Origin of the sequence: Sphingopyxis sp. (assembly GCF_050916055.1) — a bacterium.
In the GTDB taxonomy this organism is placed as follows: domain Bacteria; phylum Pseudomonadota; class Alphaproteobacteria; order Sphingomonadales; family Sphingomonadaceae; genus Sphingopyxis.
This window is the reverse complement of sequence record NZ_CP051527.1, coordinates 2,980,793-3,002,140: the sequence shown is the minus strand read 5'-3', so window position 1 is coordinate 3,002,140 and position 21,348 is coordinate 2,980,793. Positions and strand designations below refer to the sequence as shown.

Genomic DNA, 21,348 nt, shown 5'->3' with positions numbered 1-21,348 from the left:
TCAGTGCGAGGTCTGTCCGAGCAATTGGCGGGTTACCGGATGCGAGCTGGTAAGGCCACCGTCGACCGCGATCGCCTGGCCGTTGACATAGCTCGCCTGATCGCTGGCGAGGAACAGCGCGACATTGGCCAGTTCCTCGGGCTGCGCCGCGCGCTTGAGCGGGTTGAGCTGGCCGAGCTTGTGCGTCACTTCCTTCGCCTTGGCATAATCGAATGTCGGTTTGGTCATCCCGGTCTCGGTCAGGCCGGGGCAGATCGCGTTGACGCGCACGCCGCTGGTGGTCAGCTGCTGCGCCGCGGTCTTGGCCAGGTTGATCACCCCCGCCTTCGATGCCGAATAGGCGCCCGGACCGGCGCCCGAGTTGATCCCCGCGACGCTCGCGGTGAGCACGATCGCGCCGCCGCGGCCCTGATCGACCATCGCCTTGCCCGCATGTTTCACCATCAGCGCGGGGCCGATTAGATTGACGCGCAACGTCTCCGCCCAGGCGGCGGGGTCGAAATCGAAGATGCCGCCTATGTCGCCGATGATCCCGGCATTGGCGAAGGCGACATCGAGCCCGCCATAGCTGTCCTTCGCGGTCGCGACGAGCTTCGCGACATCGGCTTCGACGCCTGCGTCGATTTCGAGTGCCACCGCCTCGCCGCCCGCGTCCTTCACCAGCTGCGCCGTTTCATGCACCGCCGCGGTCTTGTCACCGAGCACCAGCTTGGCGCCCTCGGCGGCGAAACGCAGCGCGCTTGCGCGACCGATGCCCGAACCGGCGCCGGTAATGATCGCAATCTTGCCGTCCAATGCGCCCATCATGCGCCTCCCGAAATCGTGGCTCCGCCATCGCACACGATGGTCTGGCCGGTTGTAAAGGCCCCCGCCTTGCTGGCGAGGAAGACCACCGCGCCGGCGATCTCGTGCGGCTCGCCGATCCGCTTCAGCGTCGACGCCGCGGTCGATCGTTTCAGATTTTCGGGATTTTCCCACAAAGCGCGCGCCATGTCGGTGCGGATCAGCCCCGGCGCGACGCAATTGACGCGCACCCCCTGCGGCCCGAACTCGACCGAAAAATTGCGCGCCATCTGCATGTCGGCGGCCTTGGAAATGCAATAGGCGCCGATGATCGGCGATCCTTTCAGTCCGCCGATCGAGCTGACGATGGTGATCGACCCTTCACCGCGCTCGAGCATTTCGGGCGCGACCATCGCAATCAGCCAGTGGTTGGACAGGATATTATTGTCCATGATCTTGCGGAACTGCGCGTCGGCGATGCCGAGGCCGGGGCCGTAATAAGGGTTCGACGCGGCGTTGCAGACCAGCGCGCTGATCTTGCCGAACGCGGCGCGGGTTTCGTTGACGAGGTTCTGCAAATCGTCCTTCGACGAGATGTTGGCGGCGACCGCAATCGCGGTGCCGTCGCCGAACTTCGCGTTGATCTCGGCCGCGGCGCTGTCGCAGGCGTCCTGCTTGCGGCTCGAAATCACGACCTTCGCGCCTTGTTCGGCCATCGCCTCGGCGGTCGCCCGGCCGATGCCGCGCGACGATCCGGTGATCAGCGCGACCTGGCCGCTCATGTCGAACAGGCTCATGCGCCGGCCTTTTTAGCAAAGTCCCACGCCCGTTCGGCGAGCGGGCGGACGCGTTCGGACATGTCCTTGGCGTGCTGCGACGAGGCGGTGCCCTCGATCACCCGTTTCTTGATCCCTTGGATGATCCCGGCGAGGCGGAAGAAATTATAGGCGAAATACCAGTTCATGTCGGGCACCCCGGTCCGGTCGGTGGCGGCGCAATAACGCTCGACCATCTCGTCGAGCTCGGGGATGCCGAGCGCCTTGCGGTCGAGGTCCATGACTCCCGACCGCCCGCCATTTTCGGTCACCCATGCCATCGCGACATAGGTGAAATCGGCGAGCGGATCGCCCAATGTCGACAATTCCCAGTCGAGGACCGCGAGCACTTCGGGCCGGTCTTTCGCAAAGATCATATTGTCGATGCGGTAATCGCCATGGACCACCGACGTGCGCGTCTGTTCGGGCAAGCTGGCGGGCAGGAAGGCGATCAGCTGTTCCATCTCGTCCATCGTCTCGGTCTCGGCGAGGCGGTACTGCTTGGTCCAGCGATCGACCTGGCGGCCGAAATAATTGCCGGGCTTGCCGAAATCGGACAGGCCTGCCGCCTCGACATCGACCGCGTGCAGCGCGGCAAGCGTGTCGATCATCGCGTCATAGGTCGCGCGGCGGTTTTCGGGGGTCGATCCCGGCATCGCGCCGTCCCAGATCGTGTGGCCATCGACCATCCCCATGACATAGAACCAGCTGCCGGTGACGCTGTCGTCGGTGCACAGGCCATATTGGCGCGCGACGGGAAAGCCCATTTTGTGGAGTCCCGCCTGCACCTTATACTCGCGGTCGACCGCATGCGCCGACGGCAGCAGCGGGCCATAAGGCTTGCGGCGCAGGACATAATTGCCCGACGGCGCGGAGATTTTATAGGTCGGGTTCGACTGGCCGCCGGCGAATTTATGCTGGGTCAGCGGCCCTTCGAATCCCTCGACATTCGCTTCCATCCACTCGGTCAGCTTCGCCTCGTCGAGGATGTCGGCGCCTTCGGGTGCGACGGTGCCGCTGAAGGCCTTTTGTGCGTCGAGGGTCATTGAACTCTCTCCCTCCGTTTGCCCTGAGCTTGTCGAAGGGCTGTCCTTTTCATTGGACGTTGAAAGGAAGAACGGTCCTTCGACAAGCTCAGGACGAACGGAGATAGAATAGCCATCATTGATCGAAAACGATCACCGACCGCGCGGCATCGCCTTTCTTCATCTTGTCGAACCCGTCGTTGATCTTTTCGAGCGGAATCGTCTCGGCGACGATCGAGTCGAGGTCGAGCAGGCCGCGCAGGTAAAAATCGACGAGCCGCGGGATGTCGACCGGGAAGCGGTTGCCGCCCATGATCGCGCCCTGCAATTTCTTGCCCGACAGCAGATCCATGGCGCTGAGCCCGACCTTTTCGGTCAGCGGCATCATGCCCAGGATCGTCGCGGTGCCGCCGCGGCGCAGCGACGCGACCGCGAGGCTCGCAGAGGCGGGGCGTCCGACCGCTTCGATCGCATGGTCGACGCCGCCCTTGCTGATCTCGAGGATCTGTTTTGCTGCATCGCCGTCCATCGCGTCGACGACGTCGGTCGCGCCCAGCTTCATCGCCAGCGCGCGCTTTTCGGGGACCGGGTCGGCGGCGATGATCCGCCCCGCGCCCGCGATCTTCGCGGCGTTGATCGTCGCCAGGCCGACGCCGCCGCAACCGACGACGACGACGGTCTCGCCCGGGGTCACCTTGCACGCGTTGAAGATCGTCCCCGCGCCGGTGGTCACCGCACAGCCGATCACCGCGGCGCGGTCGAGCGGCATGTCGGGGTCGATCGCGACGCAGGCATGTTCGTGGACCAGCATCGTCTCGGCAAAGGCGCTGAGGTTCAGCATCTGGTTGACCATGCTGCCGTCGGGGCGCGTGATCCGCGGCGCGGCACCGGCAGGGCGCCGCGTATCGCCGCCCATGCACAGCGACATGCGGCCCGAAACGCAAAATTCGCAGTGGCCGCAGAACGCCGACAGGCAGGTGACGACCGCGTCGCCGACCTTGACCGTGCGCACTTCGCTGCCGACCGCCTCGACGATCCCCGCCGCCTCATGGCCGGGGATCGCAGGCAGCGGGTGCGGATAGGCGCCGTCAATGAAGTGGAGGTCCGAATGGCACAGCCCGCACGCGGCGGTGCGGATGCGCACCTCGTGCGGGCCGCAGTCGGCGATCTGCACCGTTTCGATCGACAGCGGCTGGCCCGGCTCGATCAGGATCGCGGCTTTGGTCATAATGCTTCCCTCAAAGCCGTTCGTGCTGAGCTTGTCGAAGCACCGTTCTTTCTTCTTCGGTCGTCAAAGACAAGAACGGCCCTTCGACAGGCTCAGGGCGAACGGGTCATTGCTCGTTAACGCGAAACCCCGATGTCGCCCGACGAAAAGCCCGGCTCGCTCGCTTCGCTGTGCTTGGCGAATTCGATCCGCGCGACCGCACGCTCGTGGACCTCGTCGGGACCGTCGGCGATGCGCAGGGTGCGCTGGTGCGCATAGGCCTTCGCCAGCCCGAAATCCTCGGACACGCCGCCGGCGCCATGCGCCTGGATCGCATCGTCGATGATCTTCAGCGCCATGTTCGGCGCCTGCACCTTGATCATCGCGATCTCCGCCGCGGCGGCCTTGTTGCCGACCTTGTCCATCATGTCGGCCGCCTTCAGGCACAGCAGGCGCGTCATCTCGATATCGATGCGGGCGCGCGCGATGCGATGCTCCCAGATGCTGTATTCGGCGACCTTGCGGCCAAAGGCGACGCGCGACTGCAACCGCTTCGCCATTTTCGCAATCGCTTCCTCGGCGACGCCGATCGTGCGCATGCAATGGTGGATGCGCCCCGGCCCGAGGCGCCCTTGCGCGATCTCGAAGCCGCGCCCCTCGCCCAGCAGCATCGCCTCTTCGGCGTTGACGCGCACGTCGGTCAGTTCGATTTCCATATGGCCGTGCGGCGCGTCGTCATACCCGAAGACGGGCAGGTGGCGCTTGATGTTCACCCCGGCAGCGTCGAGCGGCACGACCAGCATCGATTGCTGCGCGTGGCGCTTGGCGCCGAAATCGGTCTTGCCCATCACGATCGCGACGTTGCAGCGCGGATCGCCGGCGCCCGACGACCACCATTTGGTGCCGTTGATCACATAGTCGCCGCCGTCGCGCTCGATCCGCGTCTCGATATTCGTCGCGTCGGACGATGCGACCGCGGGTTCGGTCATCAGAAACGCCGAGCGAATCTCGCCGTTCATCAGCGGGCCGAGATATTTTTCCTTCTGCGCGCGGGTGCCGTAACGATGGAACACTTCCATGTTGCCGGTGTCGGGCGCCGAGCAGTTGAACACCTCGCTCGCGAAACCGACGCGGCCCATTTCCTCGGCGCACAGCGCATATTCCAGGTTGGTGAGCCCGGGGCCTTCGAACTCGAAGGTCTCGTCGACATGGTGATGCGCGGCGCTGCGCGGCGGCATGAACAGGTTCCAGATGCCCGCGGCCTTCGCCTCGGCCTTCAGATCCTCGACGACCTGGATGACTTTCCAGCGGTCGCCCGCCGCGTCCTGTTCATAATAGGTCGGCACCGCGGGGCGGACCTTGCGCTCGATGAACTCGCGCACGCGGCCCTGCCAGTGCTGCTGCCGCTCGGTGAGGTCGAAATCCATGCGATGCTTCCTTTCCGTTTACGTTCGCGTAAGCCCTTGGACCGATTCGGCCCGCTTTGCCAACCCCTGCGGGCCGATTATTACCCCATATCGTCGCACGCCGACATTTTCCGTTACGGATGAACGCCCGCCGCGTCGGGATCGGCGCGCGCGGCATCGCCCAGCAGCGCCAGCCTGGCGTCATGGTCGGCGCGCGAGATCGGGAATTTGCGCATGACGAACAGGCCCATCGTCCCGATGACGAGCACCGCCAGCGCATAGCCCAGCGCCAGATTGCCCAGCACCGCATCGCCGACCTCGCCCGGTTTGGCGCCCGCCGGAAAAGCGGCAATGGACAGGATCAGCCCGGCGAGAAAAATGCCGACCCCGGTCGCGCATTTCTGCATGAAGAAATATCCGGCAAAGAACAGGCCTTCGGACCGGCGACCGGTTTCGCTCTGCGACGCTTCGACCACGTCGGCCATCATCGACGATGACAGGATCATCAGCACGATCGAAAAGCTGTTGCTGACAAAGACCAGCGCAAACATCGTCGCGACGCTCGGCTTGCCGGGCAGGCCGGGGAAGACGCCCTGGATCCACGCAAAATAGATACCGCTGTTGACCAGCAGCGCGATCGCGCCCGCGATGATCGCCCCGTCGCGCTTGCCGAACTTCTTGGACAGCGGTGCGACGATAATGAAGGCGGCGATCATCGACGCGAACAACAGGAACACATAAGCGACCATCTCGCCCTGCGTGAACTGCCAGAAAAAACCGAGCAGATAATTGTTCATCGAAAAGGTGATGCCCTGATTGACGAAGCCGAACAGCGCCGCGAAAATCAGCCACAGAAAAGCGCGGTTCGACAAGGTGTCGCGCATCTCGCCCAAAATCTGCCGCAACGTCATCACCGGCTTCACATCGGCCAGGTTCGATACGGCGATCCGTTTATGCTGACCGGCGGCCGACATCAGGACCGTGCCTGCCATCATCAGCGCCCCGGCCAGCGCGTAGGGGAAATAGCCGTCGGGATCGACGAGCCCCTTCGCACCGCCGAAAAACACCCCGTAGGCCAGCAGCAGGATCAGCAATCCGCCGCCCCAGCCGAACAGAAAGCGAAAGCGCATCACCGCGGTGCGCTCGTCGTAATCGGCGGTCAGTTCGGGGACGATCGCCACCGACGGCACTTCGCAACACGACACCAGCGAGCGTACGATGATCGCAAAGCCGATCAGCCACGCGACCGTCATCGTGTCGCTCATCGGGGGCGGCGACCACAGCAGCATCCACGCGATCGCGAGCGGGATGGGGGCGATATAGAGCCAGGGCAGGCGGCGGCCCCAGCGGCTGCGCGTGCGGTCGGTAAGCTCGCCGATCACCGGGTCGACGAACGCGTCGGCGATCAGCGCCATCATGATCGCGGCGCCAACGATGCCGGCGTCGATGCCGATGACCTGATTGTAGAACAGCAGCAGGAAGGTCGAAAAGCCGTTGTCCTTGACCCCGTAAGCGATGCTGCCGAGGCCGTGCATCACCTTCAACCGGACGGGCAGCCGTTCGGGGGGCGGCACCGCGGCTGCCGTCGCGGACGTGACGTTCACGCCGCCGCCCCGGCCTTCGCCGCTTCCTCCATCGCCACCAGCGCGTCGAACATGCCCGGCGATTCGGGGTCCCACGCGTGGCGCTGGCCGATCGTCAGCCCGCCGTCGACCAGCAGGTGGGTGCCGGTCATGAACGAGGATTCGTCGCTCGCCAGGAACGCGACGGCATTGGCGATGTCGTCGGGCTGGCCGCCGCGCGCCACCGGCTGCGCCTGCGCGCTCATTCCGGCGATGATCGCATTGGCCTCGCCCTTCATCGCGTCGGGCACGTCGAGCGAGGCGGTGAAGATGTTGGTGTTGATAAAGCCGGGGCAGATCGCATTGACGCGAATGCCGTAGCGCGCAAGGTCGGTCGCCGCGACCTTGGACAGGTGGAGCACACCCGCCTTGGCGACGGCATAGGCGATCGGCGAATAACCCGCCCCCAGCGAAGCGACGCTCGCGGTGTTGATGATCGACGCGCCCTTGCGGTCCTTCATATGCGGCGCCGCATAGCGGATTCCCATCGCCACCGATTTCAGCACCAGGTCCATCGTGCGGTCCCAGCCTTCGGGGGTAATCTCGTCGATCGGGGCGCGGTCGCCGCCCGCCGCGGCGTTGTTGAACACGATGTCGATGCCGCCGCTCTTCGCCGCGGCTTCGTTCATCAACGCCTCGATGTCCGACGGCTGCGTCACGTCGCAGCGGACGAAATCGATCTGGCCGTTCGACTGTTCGGCCAGCGCGCGGCCGCCCGCTTCGTCGATGTCGGCCGCGAACACATGCGCGCCTTCGCCCGCCAGTTTCAGCACCGTGGCCTTGCCGATACCCGATGCCGCGCCGGTGACGACGGCGACCTTGCCTGCGAATCGCATTTTGCTCTCCCGTTTTCTTTTGCCACTTAGCTTAGGCGCCAACGGTGACGCGTCAACGCTGGCCTGTCCGACGCTACGGCGCCGTAACGGCAGGGCGGGGCGCCCAAGTTGACGCTTGCGTAAAGCAAGCGACTGGCCTTAGTTTGCGCCCCGGAAGAGGAGCCTTTGCGATGAGCGATCTTGACGCTTTCCGCGCCGAAGTGCGCGCCTGGCTGGAAGCCAATTGTCCCCCCGAAATGCGCGAACCCGTCCGCGAGGAAGGCGACGTCTGCTGGGGCGGGCGGAACTGGGTGTTCAAGAACGACGCCCAGAAAGCGTGGCTCGAAGCCTGTGCGGCGAAGGGCTATACCGTCCCCGACTGGCCCAAGGCTTATGGCGGCGCCGGGCTGACCCCCGAACAGACCAAGATTTTCAAACAGGAAATGAAGCGCATTCATGCGCGCTCGCCGCTCGACAGCTTCGGCATCTGGATGCTCGGCCCCGCGCTGCTGCAATTCGGCACCGAGGAACAGAAGGTCCAGTATCTGAACCCGATCGCGCGCGGCGAAATCCGCTGGTGCCAGGGCTATAGCGAACCCGGCTCGGGCAGCGACCTCGTCAGCTTGCAGACCTTCGGCGAGGACAAGGGCGATCATTGGGTCGTCAACGGCTCGAAAATCTGGACCAGCTATGCCGATCAGGCCGACTGGATTTTCTGCCTCGTCCGCACCGACAAGGCGAACAAATATCAGGGCATCACCTTCATGCTCTTCGACATGGCGAGCAAGGGTGTCACGACCAAGCCGATCCTGCTGATCAGCGGCAACTCGCCCTTCTGCGAAACCTTCTTCGACGATGTCGAAGTGCCGAAGACGCAATATATCGGCGAGATCAACCGCGGCTGGGACGTCGCCAAATATCTGCTCGGCCACGAACGTGAGATGATCTCGGGCGGCGGCGCGGGCGGCGACATGGTCAGCATCGGCGGCGCTTTCGCAAAGGCGTTCGGCAAGAATGCCGCCGGCGAACTCGACGACCCGATCCTGCGCGCCGAAATGGCGGCGTTCGACGTCGATGTCTTTGCGTACCGCGCGATGGGCGAACGTTTCATGGACATGTGGAAGACCGGCCGCGCGCATCCGGCCAGCTCGAACATGATGAAATATGTCGGCACCGAACTCAACAAGCGCCGCCACGAACTCGTCATGTCGGGCGGCGGCAGCGAGGCGCTCGAATGGGACAGCGAAGAGACGAAAGGCGGCGCCCGCGCCCGCGGCTGGCTGCGCACCAAAGCCAATTCGATCGAAGGCGGCACGAGCGAAGTGATGCTCAACGTCATCGCCAAGCGGATCCTGGATTTGCCGGGGGCGTAGAACAAGAATACGCCCTCCCCTTCAGGGGAAGGCAGCGAGACTTGGCAGCTTGCTGCCTAGTCGCAGCGGGTGGGGTCCATCGGCCTTGCGCCAACCCAACAGACCCCACCCCAACCCCTCCCCTGAAGGGGAGGGCTTAGGAGAGACCAGACATGCCACTCTATCACAATGACGACCAGGCGATGCTCAAGGACAGCGTCGCGCCCTTCGTCGCCGAACAGGCCCCGGTGTCGCACCTGCGCAAACTGCGCGACTCTGCTGACGCCACCGGATTCTCACGCGACCTGTGGGCGCAGTTCACCGAAATGGGCCTGCCCGGTATGCTCGTTCCCGAGGCGCATGGCGGGCTCGGCATGGGGCATATGGAGGCGGGCATCGTGCTCGAGGAAATCGGCCGCAACCTGACCCCGTCGCCGTTCCTGTCGACCAGCGTCGGCGCGGTTGCCGCGCTGGCGAAGGCCGGCGGCACCCAGGCGGGCCGCTGGCTCCCCGCGATCGCCAGCGGAGAGGCGATCGTCGCACTCGCGATCGACGAAGGCGCCAAGCACCGCCCCGACCGCATCGCGACCACCGCGACGCGCGCCGGGAACGGCTTCCGGCTCGACGGCAAGAAGAGCTTCGTCCTCCACGGCCATGTCGCCGACATGAGCATCGTCGCGGCCAAGACCGACGGCGGCATCACCCTGTTCGCGGTGCCGAAGGACGCAAAAGGCCTGACCGCCGACCCGCGCCGCCTCGTCGATTCCAGCCTCGCCAGCCATGTCACCCTCGACGGCGTCGAGGTCGATGCCGACGCGGTGATCGGCGAAGTCGATGCGGGCGGCGAGATCCTTGACGCGCTGCTCGCCGCCACCCGCACCGGCGCCGCCGCCGAAATGGTCGGTGTCGGGCAGGGCGCGATGGACATGACCGTCACCTATCTCAAGGAACGCAAGCAATTCGGGAAACTCATTGGCGAGTTTCAGGGCCTCCAGCACCGCGCCGCGCATCTCTACGGCGAACTCGAAGTCGCGCGCGCCACGGTGATGAAGGCGCAGCAGCTCCTCGACGAGGGCAACGAAGGCGCCAAGCTGATGGTCTCGGTCGCGAAAGCCAAGGCCGGCCGCGCCGCGAACCTCGCGGTCCGCGAAGGCGTCCAGATGCACGGCGGCATCGGCATGACCGACGAATATGACATCGGCCTCTACATGAAACGCGACCGCGCTTTGGCGGAGTTTATGGGCGATGTGCACTACCACATCGACCAGGTCGCCCGGATGAACGGGTACTGATTTTGACTACGCCCTCCCCTTCAGGGGAGGGCAGCGAGACTTGCCAGCTTGCTGGCTTAGTCGCAGCGGGTGGGGGCCAGAGGCCTTGCGCCACGCCGCGAGCCCCCACCCCAACCCCTCCCCTGAAGGGGAGGGGCTTTAAGGAGCCCAGCTTATGAACCTCCAGGACATGTTCGGCCTCGACGGCCGCATCGCGCTCGTCACCGGCGGCTCGCGCGGCATCGGCAAGATGATCGTCGAGGGCTATCTCGCCGCGGGCTGCGCCCGCGTGTACATCTCGGCGCGCAAGACCGCGCAGATCGAGGAAGCCGTCGCCGACTTCGAAACGCGCTATCCCGGCAAGGTCATCGGGCTTCCCGTCGACCTCGCGACCGTCGAGGGCTGCCGCGCGCTCGCCAAGGAGCTCGAAGCGCGCGAGGAACGTCTCGACATCCTCGTCAACAACGCCGGCGCGGCATGGGGCGAACCCTTCGAGGGCTTCCCCGAGGCGGGCTGGGACAAGGTGATGGACATCAACGTCAAATCGCCCTTCTTCCTCACCCAGGCGCTGCACGGGCTGCTCAAGGCCGGCGGCACCCACGAACGGCCGGCGAAGGTCATCAACATCGGTTCGATCGACGGCATGCGCCTCAACCCGTGGGAAACCTACAGCTATCATGCCTCGAAAGCCGCGATCCTCTATCTGACCAAGCGCATGGCGGCGCGACTGGTGCAGGACCACATCCTCGTCACCGCGATCGCCCCCGGCGCCTTCCAGTCGGACATGAACAAGGCCGCGCGTGATCATGGCGATGCGGTGGCCAAGAGCATCCCGACGAAGCGCATCGGCGTTCCCGAGGATATGGCCGGCGCCGCGATCTTCCTTGCCTCGAAGGCGGGCGACTATGTCGTCGGCGACACGATCACCGTCGACGGCGGGCTCGTGCACGGCGATGTGAAGACGAGCATCGACGCGTAACGCTATCTTCTCTCTCATCGTCACCCCGGACTTGATCCGGGGTCCACAACCGCGCTGGCGGAATGGATGCCGGATCAAGTCCGGCATGACGATGCAGGGAAATTGACTCTCTGTCTCCTTGGTGTATTATGCAACTAATGCACCAAGGAGACCCCCCATGCGCCTCGCCTTCCTGATCCCCCCGATGATGCTCCTCGCCGCCTGCGGGTCGGACGAGAAAGCCAAGGACGCCACCGAAGTTTCGATAAACGCCGGCGACAATCAGGGCGGGGTGCGGATCAAGGCCGGCAAGGACGGCGGCAACATCCGGATCGGCGGCGACGGTGCCGCGATCGACATCGACATCCCCGATTTCGTCGACCTCGATATCGAAAGCGATTTCGACATCGACGGGGTGCCGCTCTATCCCGGCAGCAAGGTGACCACGGTCAATATCGACGCCAACGATACCGAGGGCGCCGACCGGGCGGTGGTGAAACTCGGCTTCACCACGCCCGCCGCGCCGGCCAAAGCCGCCGAATGGATGGCGGGCGAGTTCGCCAAAAAGGGCGTGACCGTAACCCGCACCGGCGATGTGCTGGCGGGCAAGGACAAGGACGGATCCAATTTCCGCATCGACTTCGCCCCCGACGGCGCCAACGCCAAGGGCGAAGTGGTGATTACGAAGAGCTGACGCCTCAGCCCAGCACCCACCGCCGTTCGTGTCGAGCGAAGTCGAGACACGTCAACGCCGCGAAAGTGTGTCTCGACTTCGCTCGACACAAACGGGACGTGGGTGGCTATTCGCTACCCGCTATTCCGCAATGCCGTCGCAATCGCATTGATCGTCAGCTGGATCCCCTCGGCAATCCGCGGATCGGTCTCCCCGGCGCGGTGGCGCTTCATCAGCTCGATCTGCAGCAGGTTCAGCGGCTCGATATAGGGCAGGCGCAGCCGGATTGACGCCTCGAGCGCCGGGTTCTTGTCGAGCAATCGCGTCTGCCCGGTGATCGCGAGCAGCCCGTCGTGCGCGCGGTTCCAGCCGTCCTTGATCCGTCCGAAGATCGCGTCCTGCCCCTCGACATGGCTGGCCAGCGCGGCATAGCGCGCCGCAATCCCCATGTCCGATTTCGCCAGCACCATCTCCATATTGCCGAGCAGCGCCGCAAAAAACGGCCAGCCCTGCGCCATGTCCGCGAGCAAAGCCTTGTCCTGAAACGCCGCGAAACCCTCGCCCGTCCCGTACCAGCCTGGCAGCATCGCGCGCGCCTGCGCCCAGCTGAACACCCACGGGATTGCGCGCAGATCCTCGATCGCGCTGCTCTTGGTCCTGCTCGACGGCCGCGATCCGATCTTGAGCGTCGCGATCTCGGCGATCGGCGTCATCGCGCGAAAGAAATCCTTGAACGCCGGCGTGTCGTACACCAGCCCGCGATAGGCGGCGAAGGCGCGGTCCGACACCGCGTCCATCGCTGCGGTAAAGCGCGCCGCGTCCTTGTCGCTCAGCGCCTCGGGTTCAAGGCTCGCGAGCAGGCTCGCCGACACCATCGCTTCCAGGTTGGTCGCCGCGCTTGCCGCGGTGCCATATTTCGCCGCGATCACCTCGCCCTGTTCGGTGATCCGGATGCGTCCCTGCACCGTGCCCGCGGGCTGGGCGCGGATCGCGGCAAAGGCGCTGCCGCCGCCGCGCCCGACCGCGCCGCCGCGGCCGTGGAACAATTGCATCGCGGTGTCGGCCTCCTCGAACACCGGGGTCAGCGCCTGCGACGCCTGATGCAATCCCCAGGTCGAGGTCAGATACCCGCCATCCTTGTTCGAATCCGAATAGCCGATCATCACTTCCTGATGCCCGCGCTGGCCGATCTGCGGCCCGATCTCGGGCATCGCGAAATAGCGCGCCATGATCGCGGGCGCCTTGTCGAGATCGGCGATCGTCTCGAACAGCGGCACGACCATGAGATTGCTCGCACCCGCCGCTTCGCCGCTCCGCCACAGTCCCGCCTCACGCGCGAGGACATGGACTTCGAGCAGGTCGGACAGCTCCTGTGCCATGCTGATGATCCACTGGCAGATCGCCTGTCCGCCCAGCCGCGCGCGGACATCGGCGGCGGCATGGACGATCGCGAGCTCGCCCGCGGTCTCCTCGCTCCACGCGTGCCACGGTGCGGCAAGCGGGCGGTCGCTGGCGAGCTCGGCGGTGAGCAGCGCGACGCGCGCGTCCTCGTCCAGCGCCAGATAGTCGGCGCACACCCCCGACACCTTGAGCAGCTCGGCGAGCACCCGCTCATGCACCGCGCTGTTCTGCCGCATGTCGAGCGTCGCGAGGTGGAATCCGAAAACCTCGACGGCGCGGATCAACCGTCCTAGCGCACCGATCCCGCCGAACTGGCCTTGGCTATTCGCCGACAGCCCGTTGGCGATGGTGACAAGATCGCGGCGGAAATTGGCGGGGGTCGCGTAAGCGTCACCCTTCAGCGCCGAAGGTCGCGGCGGCGCCTTGCCGACAATCTGCGTATAGGTCGCGCAAAGCCGTGCATAAATGCCCGACAGCGCCCGGCGATAGGGCTCGTCGCGGCGGCTCGGCGCCGCGTCGCCGCTCGCCTCGGCCAGCGCCTCGACCGCTTCCGGCACGGCAGCGAGGCTCGCCGACACCGACAGCTCGGCGCCCAGTCCATGCACCGCGTCGATATAATGCCCCAACACCGCCGCGGCGTTGCGCCCCGTGGCCATGACCATCGTCTCGGCAGTGACGAACGGATTACCGTCGCGGTCGCCGCCGATCCAGCTGCCGACGCGCAGGAAGCTCGCGGGACGCTGCCCCAGCTCGGCTTCCCAGCGCGCATAAAGCTTCGGCACCACGGGCAAGAACACGTCGCGCAAATAGGTCAGCGCATTGTCGATCTCGTCGGCGACGAACAGCTTTTCCATGCGCAGCGGCCGCGTCTGCCACAGCAGCACGATCTGCCGCCGGATCGCATCCTCGACGCCGTCGCCCTCTGCCGTCTCGTCGGCGCCGCTGTCGCGCAGCAGCATCAGCTCGGCGATACGGTTCTTGTGGTCGAGCATCGACTTGCGCCGGACCTCGGTCGGATGCGCGGTCAGCACTGGCGCGACGAGCGATGCGCTCAGCAGCGCCGCGATCGCGTCGCTATCGATGCCGTCGGCCTTCAGCTTGTCGATCGCCGCTGCGACCGTCGCCTCGGGCTCGGCGGCGACCCCCTGCCGGTCCTCGGCCAGGTTGGCGAGCATCGAAAACAGCATGAACCCGCGCACGAAGGCGACCGTATCGTCGAGACTCAGCGCATCGAGCCCCGGATCGATCGCCTCGGCCCCCGCGATCCCGCGGTGCCGGTCGACGCTGACCGAGCGGATATATTCGGTCTGCCGAAACAATTTGTCGCCGCCATAGGCGCGAATGACGTCGCCCAGGATCCGCCCGAGATAGCGGATGTCGGGATTTTGCGAGATCTGGATCGGCGGCCCCATGGCTATTTGCTGCACCTGCGAAGGCGCGGGGTCAAGCGGCGCATAGCTATGCGCGGCGCAAGATCAGTTCGTCTTGACCAGATTGAGCACGCCCATGTCGATCGCCGAACCCGCGCCGAACGCAACGCTGTTGCGCGTGTCGGTGATGAACATCAGCTTCCCGTCCTCGCCGCTGATCCGCGCCGACACGGCATAGCTGTGGCGCGGGTCGAGTTCGGCGCGATCGACGGTCAGCGTGAAGGGCAGCGGCACCTGCTTGCCGTCGGCCTTGAAATCCTGCCGCGCCAATGTGCGCGCCGGCGCATCGGCCAGGCTCACATCGTCGAGCCGCACCTCGATCTCAGCGCCCGGCGGCAGCGCGATACGCTCGCGATAGCCGATGCTGCCGGTGACGGTGATCGTCTGGACCGCGGCCTCGCCCGTTTCCTCGCCGGTCATGGCGCAGGACGCGAGCGGCAGCGCCGACAGGCCGATGGCGAGTGCGACAGCGAAACGAAACATGACCTTCTCCTTGCTAAGCTGCATCCTTGCGCAGGCAGGGGTCCATCACCGGCCGCTGCAAAATGGAACCGGCGGGAGATGGGTCCCTGCCTCCGCAGGGACACGGGAAGCAAAAGCATAGCCCAAACAGGCGTGGCTGCCTAACCCTCCAGTTCGACATCCCAGTACAGCCAGTCGATCCAGCTCGTGTGCAGATATCCCGGCGGGAAGGCGCGGCCATTGTCCTGCAATTGCCAGCTCGTCGGGCGCCACGGCTGGCGGTGGATCGGCATCCGCGCCTGTTGCGGCGTCCGCCCGCCCTTTTTCAGGTTGCACGGCGCGCACGCGGTGGTGACATTTTCCCACGTCGTCCGTCCGCCCAGCCGCCGCGGCATGACATGATCAAAGGTCAAATCCTTGCCCGACCCGCAATATTGGCATTCGAAGCGGTCGCGCAGGAACAGGTTGAAGCGGGTGAACGCCGGATGCTGCGACGGTTTCACATATTGGCGCAGCGCAATCACGCTGGGGATCGGCATCGTGCGCGTCGGCGAATGAATCTCGCGCTCGTAATTCTCGACGATCGTCACGCGGTCGAGGAATACCGCCTTGACCGCGGTCTGCCACGGCCACAGGCTGAGCGGATAATAGCTGAGCGGCGTGTAATCGGCGTTGAGGACGAGGGCCGGACAATTGTCGGGATGCCGGGCAAGATCGGGATGGAACATGGCTTGGTAACGCTGCCCCCTATGCTGCAAGGGATGGCGCGCCACTGCCGTCCCTGCGTGACACCATCATTACATGACGCATCAGAATCTGGCGTCAAGGGGGCATGTGCCGCAAGATATGGAATGATTCGCGAAATGACGCCACAGCATCTGGATACCGGCGGCCGCCGATGCTGACCCGTTTCGCCCCCAGCCCGACCGGCGAACTGCACCTCGGCCACGCCTATAGCGCGGTGCTCGCCCACGCCGCGGCGCGCGCTGCCGGGGGCGCATTCCACCTCCGCATCGACGATATCGACGGCAGCCGGTCGCGCGAAGAATATGTCGCGGCGGCGCTCGCCGATCTGGCCTGGCTCGGGCTCGACTGGGACGGCGAACCGCTGCGCCAGTCGGCTCGGCTCGGCGATTATGCCGCAGCGCTGGGCGACCTGCGCGACCGCCGCCTCGTCTATCCCTGCTTCTGCACCCGCGCCGATATCGCCGCCAGCCTGTCGGCGCCGCACGGCCCGCCCTCTGCGTCGGGCTCTTCGGTCTATCCCGGCACCTGCCGCCACCTGTCCGATGCCGAGCGTGAACGGCGCATCGCGGACGAGCCGCATTGCTGGCGCCTCGACACGGCGCGCGCCGCCGCCATCGCCGGCGACCTCGTCTGGGAGGAAGCGGGGCCGGGCGCGCGCGTCGCCGACCCGCGCGCGCACGGCGACATCGTCCTCGCGCGCAAGGATGCCCCGGCGAGCTATCATCTCGCCAGCACGCTCGACGATGCCGCGATGGGGGTGAGCCATGTCGTGCGCGGTGCCGACCTGATCGCCGCGACCGACGTCCACCGGCTGCTCCAGGCGCTGCTCGGCCTGCCGACCCCGCTCTACCGCCACCACGGCCTCGTCTGCGGCCCCGACGGCAAGCGGCTGGCGAAGCGCGACGCCGCGGCATCGCTCGCGTCGCTGCGCGCCGCCGGCGTCGACGGGCCCGCGCTGGCCGCCGCCCTCGGGCAGCATCGGCTTCCCACTGGATATTCGCTGCAAAGCGCCTAAATAGGGGGTATGGATATCCTGCTCATTCTCGGCGTCGTGATCGCCGCCGGCTTCGTCCTCTTCTCGCTCGCGCGGGGGCTGTTCCATTTTTCGCAGGGGCACCGCGCCGCGATCGACGGCACGGTCGAGGAAAATCAGGTGATGCAGAACAAGATGATGATGGCGCGCGTGAAGTGGCAGGCGATCACCGTCATCCTGCTCGTTCTGATCGGTGTCTTCGCGGCCGGTAAATAAGTCGCGCCGCCGCGAGGCAGAAAAAATGGTCAAGCTCAACAAAATCTACACCCGCACCGGCGACGACGGCACCACGGGCCTTGTCGACGGCTCGCGGATCGCCAAATCGGCGCCGCTGATGGCGGCGATCGGCGATGTCGACGAAGCGAACAGTGCCATCGGCATCGCGGCCGCGGCGCTGCCCGCCGATGGCGATGCCGCCGCGATGCTGGTGCGGATCCAGAACGAGATGTTCGATCTCGGCGCCGATCTCGCCACCCCCGCCGACCCCGAAGCGGGGTTCGGCCCGCACGACATGGCGCTGCGCATCGTCCCCGCCCAGATCGCGCGGCTCGAGGACGAGATAGACCGCATGAACGATGGTCTCGACGCGCTCAAAAGCTTCATCCTGCCCGGCGGCACCGACGCCGCGGCGCGGCTGCACCTCGCGCGCGCAGTGACCCGCCGCGCCGAACGGGCGGCGGTCGCGGCCGGTGCGGATCGCGACCTCAACCCGCTCGCGCTGACCTATCTCAACCGCCTGTCGGACCATCTGTTCGTGCTCACCCGCCACCTCAACGCCGCGGCGGGCGGCGATGTGCTGTGGAAGCCTGGCGCGACGCGATGATCAGAGGATCATCCCCCGCAGGGGGAGGGGGACCACGAGCAGGGTGGTGGAGGGGCACAGTCGGTGTACGCCGCGCTTGGCCAAAAGGCAGCGTTTCCAGCGACGTTTCGTGTTGAGGTACGGCGCATGGGCATGCCAACCTGCCTGTACCCCTCCACCAGCTTCGCTGGTCCCGCTCCCCGTTCCGGGGAGGATCGAGACTGTTCCCTAAATGTTCTGGACATCATGCCCCCGCGTAACCATATTCGAACGTCCTGCGAAACCGAATCGCACCTCGGGGGATTGTCTCACCATGGCCAGCCGAACCGACGCTCCGCCCGCAACCCACGCCGCGCCGCTGGCGCCGCTCGCCGCCCGCCTTGGGACGACGCGCCGCCTGTCGCTCGACCTCGTCGCGACGCTGTCCGATGCCGACGCCAGCGCGCAGTCGATGCCCGATGCGTCGCCCGCGAAATGGCATCTGGCGCACACGACCTGGTTTCTCGAAACCTTCATCCTGCGCGATCATGTGCCGGATTACCGCGCGTTCGACGATCGCTACGCCTATCTGTTCAACAGCTATTATGAGGCGGAAGGGCCGCGCCACGCCCGGCCGCAGCGCGGCCTGCTGACGCGGCCGTCGCTCGCCGAGGTGCGCGAATGGCGCGCGCACGTCGATGCCGCGGTCGAGGCCGCGCTGCCCGACCTGCCGCCCGCGGCGCTGGCGCTCATCGAGCTCGGCATCCACCACGAACAGCAGCACCAGGAATTGCTGCTCACCGACCTCAAGCATCTCTTCGCGCAGAACCCGCTCGGCCCGGCGGTGTGGGAAAAAACCGCAATCGCGAGTGAAGTTACGCAGTTTTCCGCCATGACATGGATCGCGGGAGCTGCGGGCATCGCCGCGGTTGGCCATGGCGGCGACGGCTTTGCCTTCGACTGCGAAGGCCCGCGCCACGATACGCTACTCGCTCCGCATGCTCTCGCCAGCCGCCCGGTCAGCAACGGCGAATGGCAGCAATTTATCGCCGATGGCGGCTATCGCACCCCGTCGCTGTGGCTCAGCGACGGCTGGGCGTGGGTGCAAGGCGAAGCTATCGAGGCGCCTGCCTATTGGGACGGCGACCGTCAGTTCACCCTGTCGGGCTGGCAGGCGATCGACGCGCATGCGCCGGTCACCCACATCAGCTTTTTCGAAGCCGACGCCTTCGCCAGCTGGGCCGGGGCGCGCCTGCCGACCGAGTTCGAGTGGGAGGCTGCTGCCGCGGCGCTCGATCCGGCATCGGGGCAGCAACTCGACAGCGCTGGGCCGGTGCAGCCTGCCGCGGCGGTCGATGACACCGGACTGCAACAGATGTTCGGCAGCGTGTGGGAATGGACCGGCAGCGCCTATCGCCCCTACCCCGGCTTTCGCGCCGCGCCCGGTGCGGTCGGCGAATATAATGGCAAGTTCATGAACAGCCAGCTGGTGCTGCGCGGCGGCAGCTGCGCGACCCCGCGCGGTCATGTGCGGCCTTCCTATCGCAACTTTTTCTATCCCCATCAGCGCTGGCAATTCACCGGCGTGCGGCTCGCAAAGGATCTTTGAACATGGCGGTGGTACGAAACCTGCGGCAGGTCGATGCCGACGACAGCGGCGTCGATATCGCCTTCCGCGCCGACGTCCACGCCGGGCTGGCGCAGGCGCAAAAGGCTATTCCGGCGCGCTGGTTCTACGACGCGACCGGCTCGGCGCTGTTCGAAGATATCACCGCGCTCCCCGAATATTATCCGACGCGCAGCGAGACCGACCTGCTCACCCGCCATGCCGCCGCCATTGCCGCCGCGGTCGGTCCGGGCCGCGCCGTGGTCGAACTCGGGTCGGGCAGCTCGACCAAGACCCCGCTGCTGCTCGGCGCCATCGCCCCCGCCGCCTATGTCCCGGTCGATATTTCGGGCGATTTCCTGCGCGATAGCGCCGCCGCGCTCGCCGCGCGCTTCCCCGGCCTGCCGGTCTATCCGGTCGAGGCCGATTTCACCCAGCGCGTGGCGCTGCCGCGCGAGACCTGCCCGCTGCCCAAGCTCGGCTTCTTCCCCGGCTCGACGATCGGCAACATGGTCGCGCGCACCGCGATCGACCTGCTGCGCAACTGGCGCGAGACGCTGGGCGAGGGCTCGTTGCTCCTGATCGGCATCGACCGGGTCAAGGATATCGCGCTGCTCGAACGCGCCTATGACGACCCCGCCGGGGTCACTGCGGCGTTCAACCTCAACCTGCTCGACCGCATCAACCGCGAACTCGGCGGCACGATCCCGGTCGACAACTTCACCCATCGCGCGGTGTGGAACGATGTCCATGCGCGGATCGAAATGCACCTCGTCGCCGCGTGCGACATGGATTTCACGATCGACGGCCGCGCCTATCATATGGCGAAGGGTGAGACGATCCACAGCGAAAACAGCCACAAATACGGCCCGCGCGACGCCAGCCTGCTGCTCCGCGCCGGCGGCTGGACCCCCGTCGCGACGTGGGACGATGCCGACCCCGCCTTCGCGCTGATCCTGGCCGCCGCGACCGAGTTCCGCTCCGCCCCTTGACGGGTCGTCGCGAAGCCGTAGGGCCAGCCTCACGGTTTTTCAGCGAAAGGGCAGCACATGATCGTCGGCGTCATCGGGGCAGGACAAATGGGCGCGGGCATCGCGCAGGTGTCGGCCGGGGCGGGGCACGACGTGCGGCTCGCCGACCTCGACCTCGCGCGCGCCGAAGCCGGCAAGGCGGGCATCGCCAAAGCGCTCGGCCGCCTCGTCGCCAAGGAAAAACTGACGCAGGCGGACGCCGATGCGCTGCTCGGCCGCATCACCGCCGTCGCCGACCATAGCGCCTTCGCGCCCGCCGACCTGGTGATCGAGGCCGCGACCGAGCGCGAAGAGATCAAGCGCGCGATTTTCGCCAGCGTCGGCCCGCACCTGTCGGACCAGGCGATTCTCGCCAGCAACACCAGCTCGATCCCGATCACCCGGCTGGCGCAGGCGGCGCCCGACCCGGCGCGCTTCATCGGGGTGCATTTCTTCAATCCGGTGCCGGTGATGGGGCTGATCGAGCTGATCCGCGGCCTCGCGACCAGCGACGCGACGCTGCAAGCCGTCGAAGCCTTTGGCCGCGGCCTCGGCAAGGAAATCGTCCACGCCAACGACGCACCGGGCTTCATCGTCAACCGCGTCCTGATGCCGCTGGTCAACGAAGCGGTGTTCGCGCTGGGCGAAGGCGTCGCGACGATGCAGGACATCGACGCGGGTTGTCGGCTCGGTCTCAACCATCCGATGGGGCCGATCACGCTCGCCGACTTCATCGGGCTCGATACCTGCCTCGAAATCATCCGCGTGCTGCATAGCGGCACTGGCGACCCCAAATTCCGCCCCGCGCCGCTGCTCGTCCAATATGTCGAGGCGGGGTGGGTCGGCAAAAAGGCCGGGCGCGGCTTTTACGACTGGACCGGCGAAGCGCCCGTTCCGACGCGGTGAGGCGCCGGCCGGCGACGCGCGGCGCGAATCGTGGCGGCGCGGGAG

Annotated in this window: 20 protein-coding genes; 10 read left to right on the top strand and 10 right to left on the bottom strand. The window is 66.2% G+C overall.

From position 1 onward, the window contains the following. The 7 genes from HEQ22_RS14585 to HEQ22_RS14555 form a co-directional block, all read right to left on the bottom strand. Nucleotides 1-804 (bottom strand): SDR family NAD(P)-dependent oxidoreductase, encoded by an 804-nt coding sequence (locus HEQ22_RS14585; RefSeq protein WP_432770889.1) that lies wholly within the window; start codon nt 802-804, stop codon nt 1-3. Continuing rightward, nucleotides 804-1,580, bottom strand: a complete 777-nt coding sequence (locus HEQ22_RS14580; protein ID WP_432768569.1) for an SDR family NAD(P)-dependent oxidoreductase — start codon at nt 1,578-1,580, stop codon at nt 804-806. Before HEQ22_RS14580 ends, HEQ22_RS14585 begins: the two co-directional genes overlap by 1 nt. Then, nucleotides 1,577-2,644 (bottom strand): phosphotransferase family protein, encoded by a 1,068-nt coding sequence (locus HEQ22_RS14575; protein ID WP_432768568.1) that lies wholly within the window; start codon nt 2,642-2,644, stop codon nt 1,577-1,579. The genes HEQ22_RS14580 and HEQ22_RS14575 overlap by 4 nt, the downstream gene beginning before the upstream one ends. 115 nt (nt 2,645-2,759) lie before the next feature. Next, complete coding sequence (locus HEQ22_RS14570) at nt 2,760-3,851, bottom strand: Zn-dependent alcohol dehydrogenase (protein ID WP_432768567.1); 1,092 nt, start codon at nt 3,849-3,851, stop codon at nt 2,760-2,762. Nucleotides 3,852-3,967: 116 nt separating this feature from the next. Then, the gene (locus tag HEQ22_RS14565) at nt 3,968-5,257 is read right to left on the bottom strand and encodes an acyl-CoA dehydrogenase family protein (protein ID WP_432768566.1); all 1,290 of its coding nucleotides are present in this window, start codon (nt 5,255-5,257) and stop codon (nt 3,968-3,970) included. A gap of 113 nt (nt 5,258-5,370) precedes the next feature. After that, nucleotides 5,371-6,840 carry an MFS transporter gene (locus HEQ22_RS14560; RefSeq protein WP_432768565.1) on the bottom strand — a complete coding sequence of 490 codons (1,470 nt, stop codon included), beginning with the start codon at nt 6,838-6,840 and terminating at the stop codon, nt 5,371-5,373. Then, nucleotides 6,837-7,694: an SDR family NAD(P)-dependent oxidoreductase gene (locus HEQ22_RS14555; protein ID WP_432768564.1), complete on the bottom strand. Its 858-nt coding sequence runs from the start codon at nt 7,692-7,694 to the stop codon at nt 6,837-6,839. Before HEQ22_RS14555 ends, HEQ22_RS14560 begins: the two co-directional genes overlap by 4 nt. A gap of 170 nt (nt 7,695-7,864) precedes the next feature. On the opposite strand from HEQ22_RS14555, the gene HEQ22_RS14550 reads away from it, so the two are divergent. The 4 genes from HEQ22_RS14550 to HEQ22_RS14535 all read left to right on the top strand — a co-directional run bounded on the left by HEQ22_RS14550 (nt 7,865) and on the right by HEQ22_RS14535 (nt 11,948). Further along, nucleotides 7,865-9,046, top strand: coding sequence for an acyl-CoA dehydrogenase family protein (locus HEQ22_RS14550; protein ID WP_432768563.1), 1,182 nt, complete (start codon nt 7,865-7,867; stop codon nt 9,044-9,046). Between the two features lie 152 nt (nt 9,047-9,198). Then, on the top strand, nt 9,199-10,317 hold the full coding sequence (locus tag HEQ22_RS14545; protein WP_432768562.1) for an acyl-CoA dehydrogenase family protein: 1,119 nt from the start codon (nt 9,199-9,201) through the stop codon (nt 10,315-10,317). A 154-nt stretch (nt 10,318-10,471) separates the two neighbouring features. Beyond that, nucleotides 10,472-11,275: an SDR family oxidoreductase gene (locus HEQ22_RS14540; protein ID WP_432768561.1), complete on the top strand. Its 804-nt coding sequence runs from the start codon at nt 10,472-10,474 to the stop codon at nt 11,273-11,275. Between the two features lie 157 nt (nt 11,276-11,432). Next, complete coding sequence (locus tag HEQ22_RS14535) at nt 11,433-11,948, top strand: hypothetical protein (RefSeq protein ID WP_432768560.1); 516 nt, start codon at nt 11,433-11,435, stop codon at nt 11,946-11,948. Between the two features lie 113 nt (nt 11,949-12,061). On the opposite strand, the gene ppc is transcribed toward HEQ22_RS14535, so the two are convergent. The 3 genes from ppc to HEQ22_RS14520 all read right to left on the bottom strand — a co-directional run bounded on the left by ppc (nt 12,062) and on the right by HEQ22_RS14520 (nt 15,948). After that, on the bottom strand, nt 12,062-14,740 hold the full coding sequence (gene ppc / locus HEQ22_RS14530) for a phosphoenolpyruvate carboxylase (RefSeq protein ID WP_432768559.1): 2,679 nt from the start codon (nt 14,738-14,740) through the stop codon (nt 12,062-12,064). A gap of 63 nt (nt 14,741-14,803) precedes the next feature. Then, entirely contained in the window at nt 14,804-15,241 is a 438-nt protein-coding gene (locus HEQ22_RS14525; RefSeq protein WP_432768558.1) for a YbaY family lipoprotein, read from the bottom strand. 140 nt (nt 15,242-15,381) lie between these two features. Next, on the bottom strand, nt 15,382-15,948 hold the full coding sequence (locus HEQ22_RS14520; protein ID WP_432768557.1) for an HNH endonuclease: 567 nt from the start codon (nt 15,946-15,948) through the stop codon (nt 15,382-15,384). A gap of 170 nt (nt 15,949-16,118) precedes the next feature. Here HEQ22_RS14520 and gluQRS point away from each other — a divergent pair, with 170 nt between their 5' ends. The 6 genes from gluQRS to HEQ22_RS14490 all read left to right on the top strand — a co-directional run bounded on the left by gluQRS (nt 16,119) and on the right by HEQ22_RS14490 (nt 21,303). After that, nucleotides 16,119-16,982: a tRNA glutamyl-Q(34) synthetase GluQRS gene (gluQRS, locus tag HEQ22_RS14515; RefSeq protein WP_432768556.1), complete on the top strand. Its 864-nt coding sequence runs from the start codon at nt 16,119-16,121 to the stop codon at nt 16,980-16,982. 9 nt (nt 16,983-16,991) lie between these two features. Continuing rightward, nucleotides 16,992-17,216 (top strand): HIG1 domain-containing protein, encoded by a 225-nt coding sequence (locus tag HEQ22_RS14510; protein WP_432768555.1) that lies wholly within the window; start codon nt 16,992-16,994, stop codon nt 17,214-17,216. Nucleotides 17,217-17,241: 25 nt separating this feature from the next. Further along, nucleotides 17,242-17,823: a cob(I)yrinic acid a,c-diamide adenosyltransferase gene (locus HEQ22_RS14505; protein ID WP_432768554.1), complete on the top strand. Its 582-nt coding sequence runs from the start codon at nt 17,242-17,244 to the stop codon at nt 17,821-17,823. A gap of 292 nt (nt 17,824-18,115) precedes the next feature. Further along, nucleotides 18,116-19,390, top strand: coding sequence for an ergothioneine biosynthesis protein EgtB (egtB, locus tag HEQ22_RS14500; RefSeq protein WP_432768553.1), 1,275 nt, complete (start codon nt 18,116-18,118; stop codon nt 19,388-19,390). Between the two features lie 2 nt (nt 19,391-19,392). Beyond that, entirely contained in the window at nt 19,393-20,379 is a 987-nt protein-coding gene (gene egtD / locus HEQ22_RS14495) for an L-histidine N(alpha)-methyltransferase (RefSeq protein ID WP_432768552.1), read from the top strand. Nucleotides 20,380-20,436: 57 nt separating this feature from the next. After that, the gene (locus tag HEQ22_RS14490; RefSeq protein ID WP_432768551.1) at nt 20,437-21,303 is read left to right on the top strand and encodes a 3-hydroxyacyl-CoA dehydrogenase NAD-binding domain-containing protein; all 867 of its coding nucleotides are present in this window, start codon (nt 20,437-20,439) and stop codon (nt 21,301-21,303) included. The last annotated feature ends 45 nt before the right edge of the window (nt 21,304-21,348 follow it).

What these genes read in the sequence shown, in the direction of transcription:
- HEQ22_RS14580 (WP_432768569.1), bottom strand. Translation starts at nt 1,580, where the DNA reads ATGAGCCTGTTCGACATGAGCGGCCAGGTCGCGCTGATCACCGGATCG.
- HEQ22_RS14545 (WP_432768562.1), top strand. Translation starts at nt 9,199, where the DNA reads ATGCCACTCTATCACAATGACGACCAGGCGATGCTCAAGGACAGCGTC.
- gluQRS (WP_432768556.1), top strand. Translation starts at nt 16,119, where the DNA reads ATGCTGACCCGTTTCGCCCCCAGCCCGACCGGCGAACTGCACCTCGGC.
- HEQ22_RS14535 (WP_432768560.1), top strand. Translation starts at nt 11,433, where the DNA reads ATGCGCCTCGCCTTCCTGATCCCCCCGATGATGCTCCTCGCCGCCTGC.
- HEQ22_RS14550 (WP_432768563.1), top strand. Translation starts at nt 7,865, where the DNA reads ATGAGCGATCTTGACGCTTTCCGCGCCGAAGTGCGCGCCTGGCTGGAA.
- HEQ22_RS14510 (WP_432768555.1), top strand. Translation starts at nt 16,992, where the DNA reads ATGGATATCCTGCTCATTCTCGGCGTCGTGATCGCCGCCGGCTTCGTC.
- HEQ22_RS14565 (WP_432768566.1), bottom strand. Translation starts at nt 5,257, where the DNA reads ATGGATTTCGACCTCACCGAGCGGCAGCAGCACTGGCAGGGCCGCGTG.
- HEQ22_RS14575 (WP_432768568.1), bottom strand. Translation starts at nt 2,644, where the DNA reads ATGACCCTCGACGCACAAAAGGCCTTCAGCGGCACCGTCGCACCCGAA.
- ppc (WP_432768559.1), bottom strand. Translation starts at nt 14,740, where the DNA reads ATGGGGCCGCCGATCCAGATCTCGCAAAATCCCGACATCCGCTATCTC.
- HEQ22_RS14540 (WP_432768561.1), top strand. Translation starts at nt 10,472, where the DNA reads ATGAACCTCCAGGACATGTTCGGCCTCGACGGCCGCATCGCGCTCGTC.
- HEQ22_RS14570 (WP_432768567.1), bottom strand. Translation starts at nt 3,851, where the DNA reads ATGACCAAAGCCGCGATCCTGATCGAGCCGGGCCAGCCGCTGTCGATC.
- egtD (WP_432768552.1), top strand. Translation starts at nt 19,393, where the DNA reads ATGGCGGTGGTACGAAACCTGCGGCAGGTCGATGCCGACGACAGCGGC.
- HEQ22_RS14505 (WP_432768554.1), top strand. Translation starts at nt 17,242, where the DNA reads ATGGTCAAGCTCAACAAAATCTACACCCGCACCGGCGACGACGGCACC.
- HEQ22_RS14490 (WP_432768551.1), top strand. Translation starts at nt 20,437, where the DNA reads ATGATCGTCGGCGTCATCGGGGCAGGACAAATGGGCGCGGGCATCGCG.
- egtB (WP_432768553.1), top strand. Translation starts at nt 18,116, where the DNA reads ATGGCCAGCCGAACCGACGCTCCGCCCGCAACCCACGCCGCGCCGCTG.
- HEQ22_RS14585 (WP_432770889.1), bottom strand. Translation starts at nt 804, where the DNA reads ATGGGCGCATTGGACGGCAAGATTGCGATCATTACCGGCGCCGGTTCG.
- HEQ22_RS14520 (WP_432768557.1), bottom strand. Translation starts at nt 15,948, where the DNA reads ATGTTCCATCCCGATCTTGCCCGGCATCCCGACAATTGTCCGGCCCTC.
- HEQ22_RS14525 (WP_432768558.1), bottom strand. Translation starts at nt 15,241, where the DNA reads ATGTTTCGTTTCGCTGTCGCACTCGCCATCGGCCTGTCGGCGCTGCCG.
- HEQ22_RS14555 (WP_432768564.1), bottom strand. Translation starts at nt 7,694, where the DNA reads ATGCGATTCGCAGGCAAGGTCGCCGTCGTCACCGGCGCGGCATCGGGT.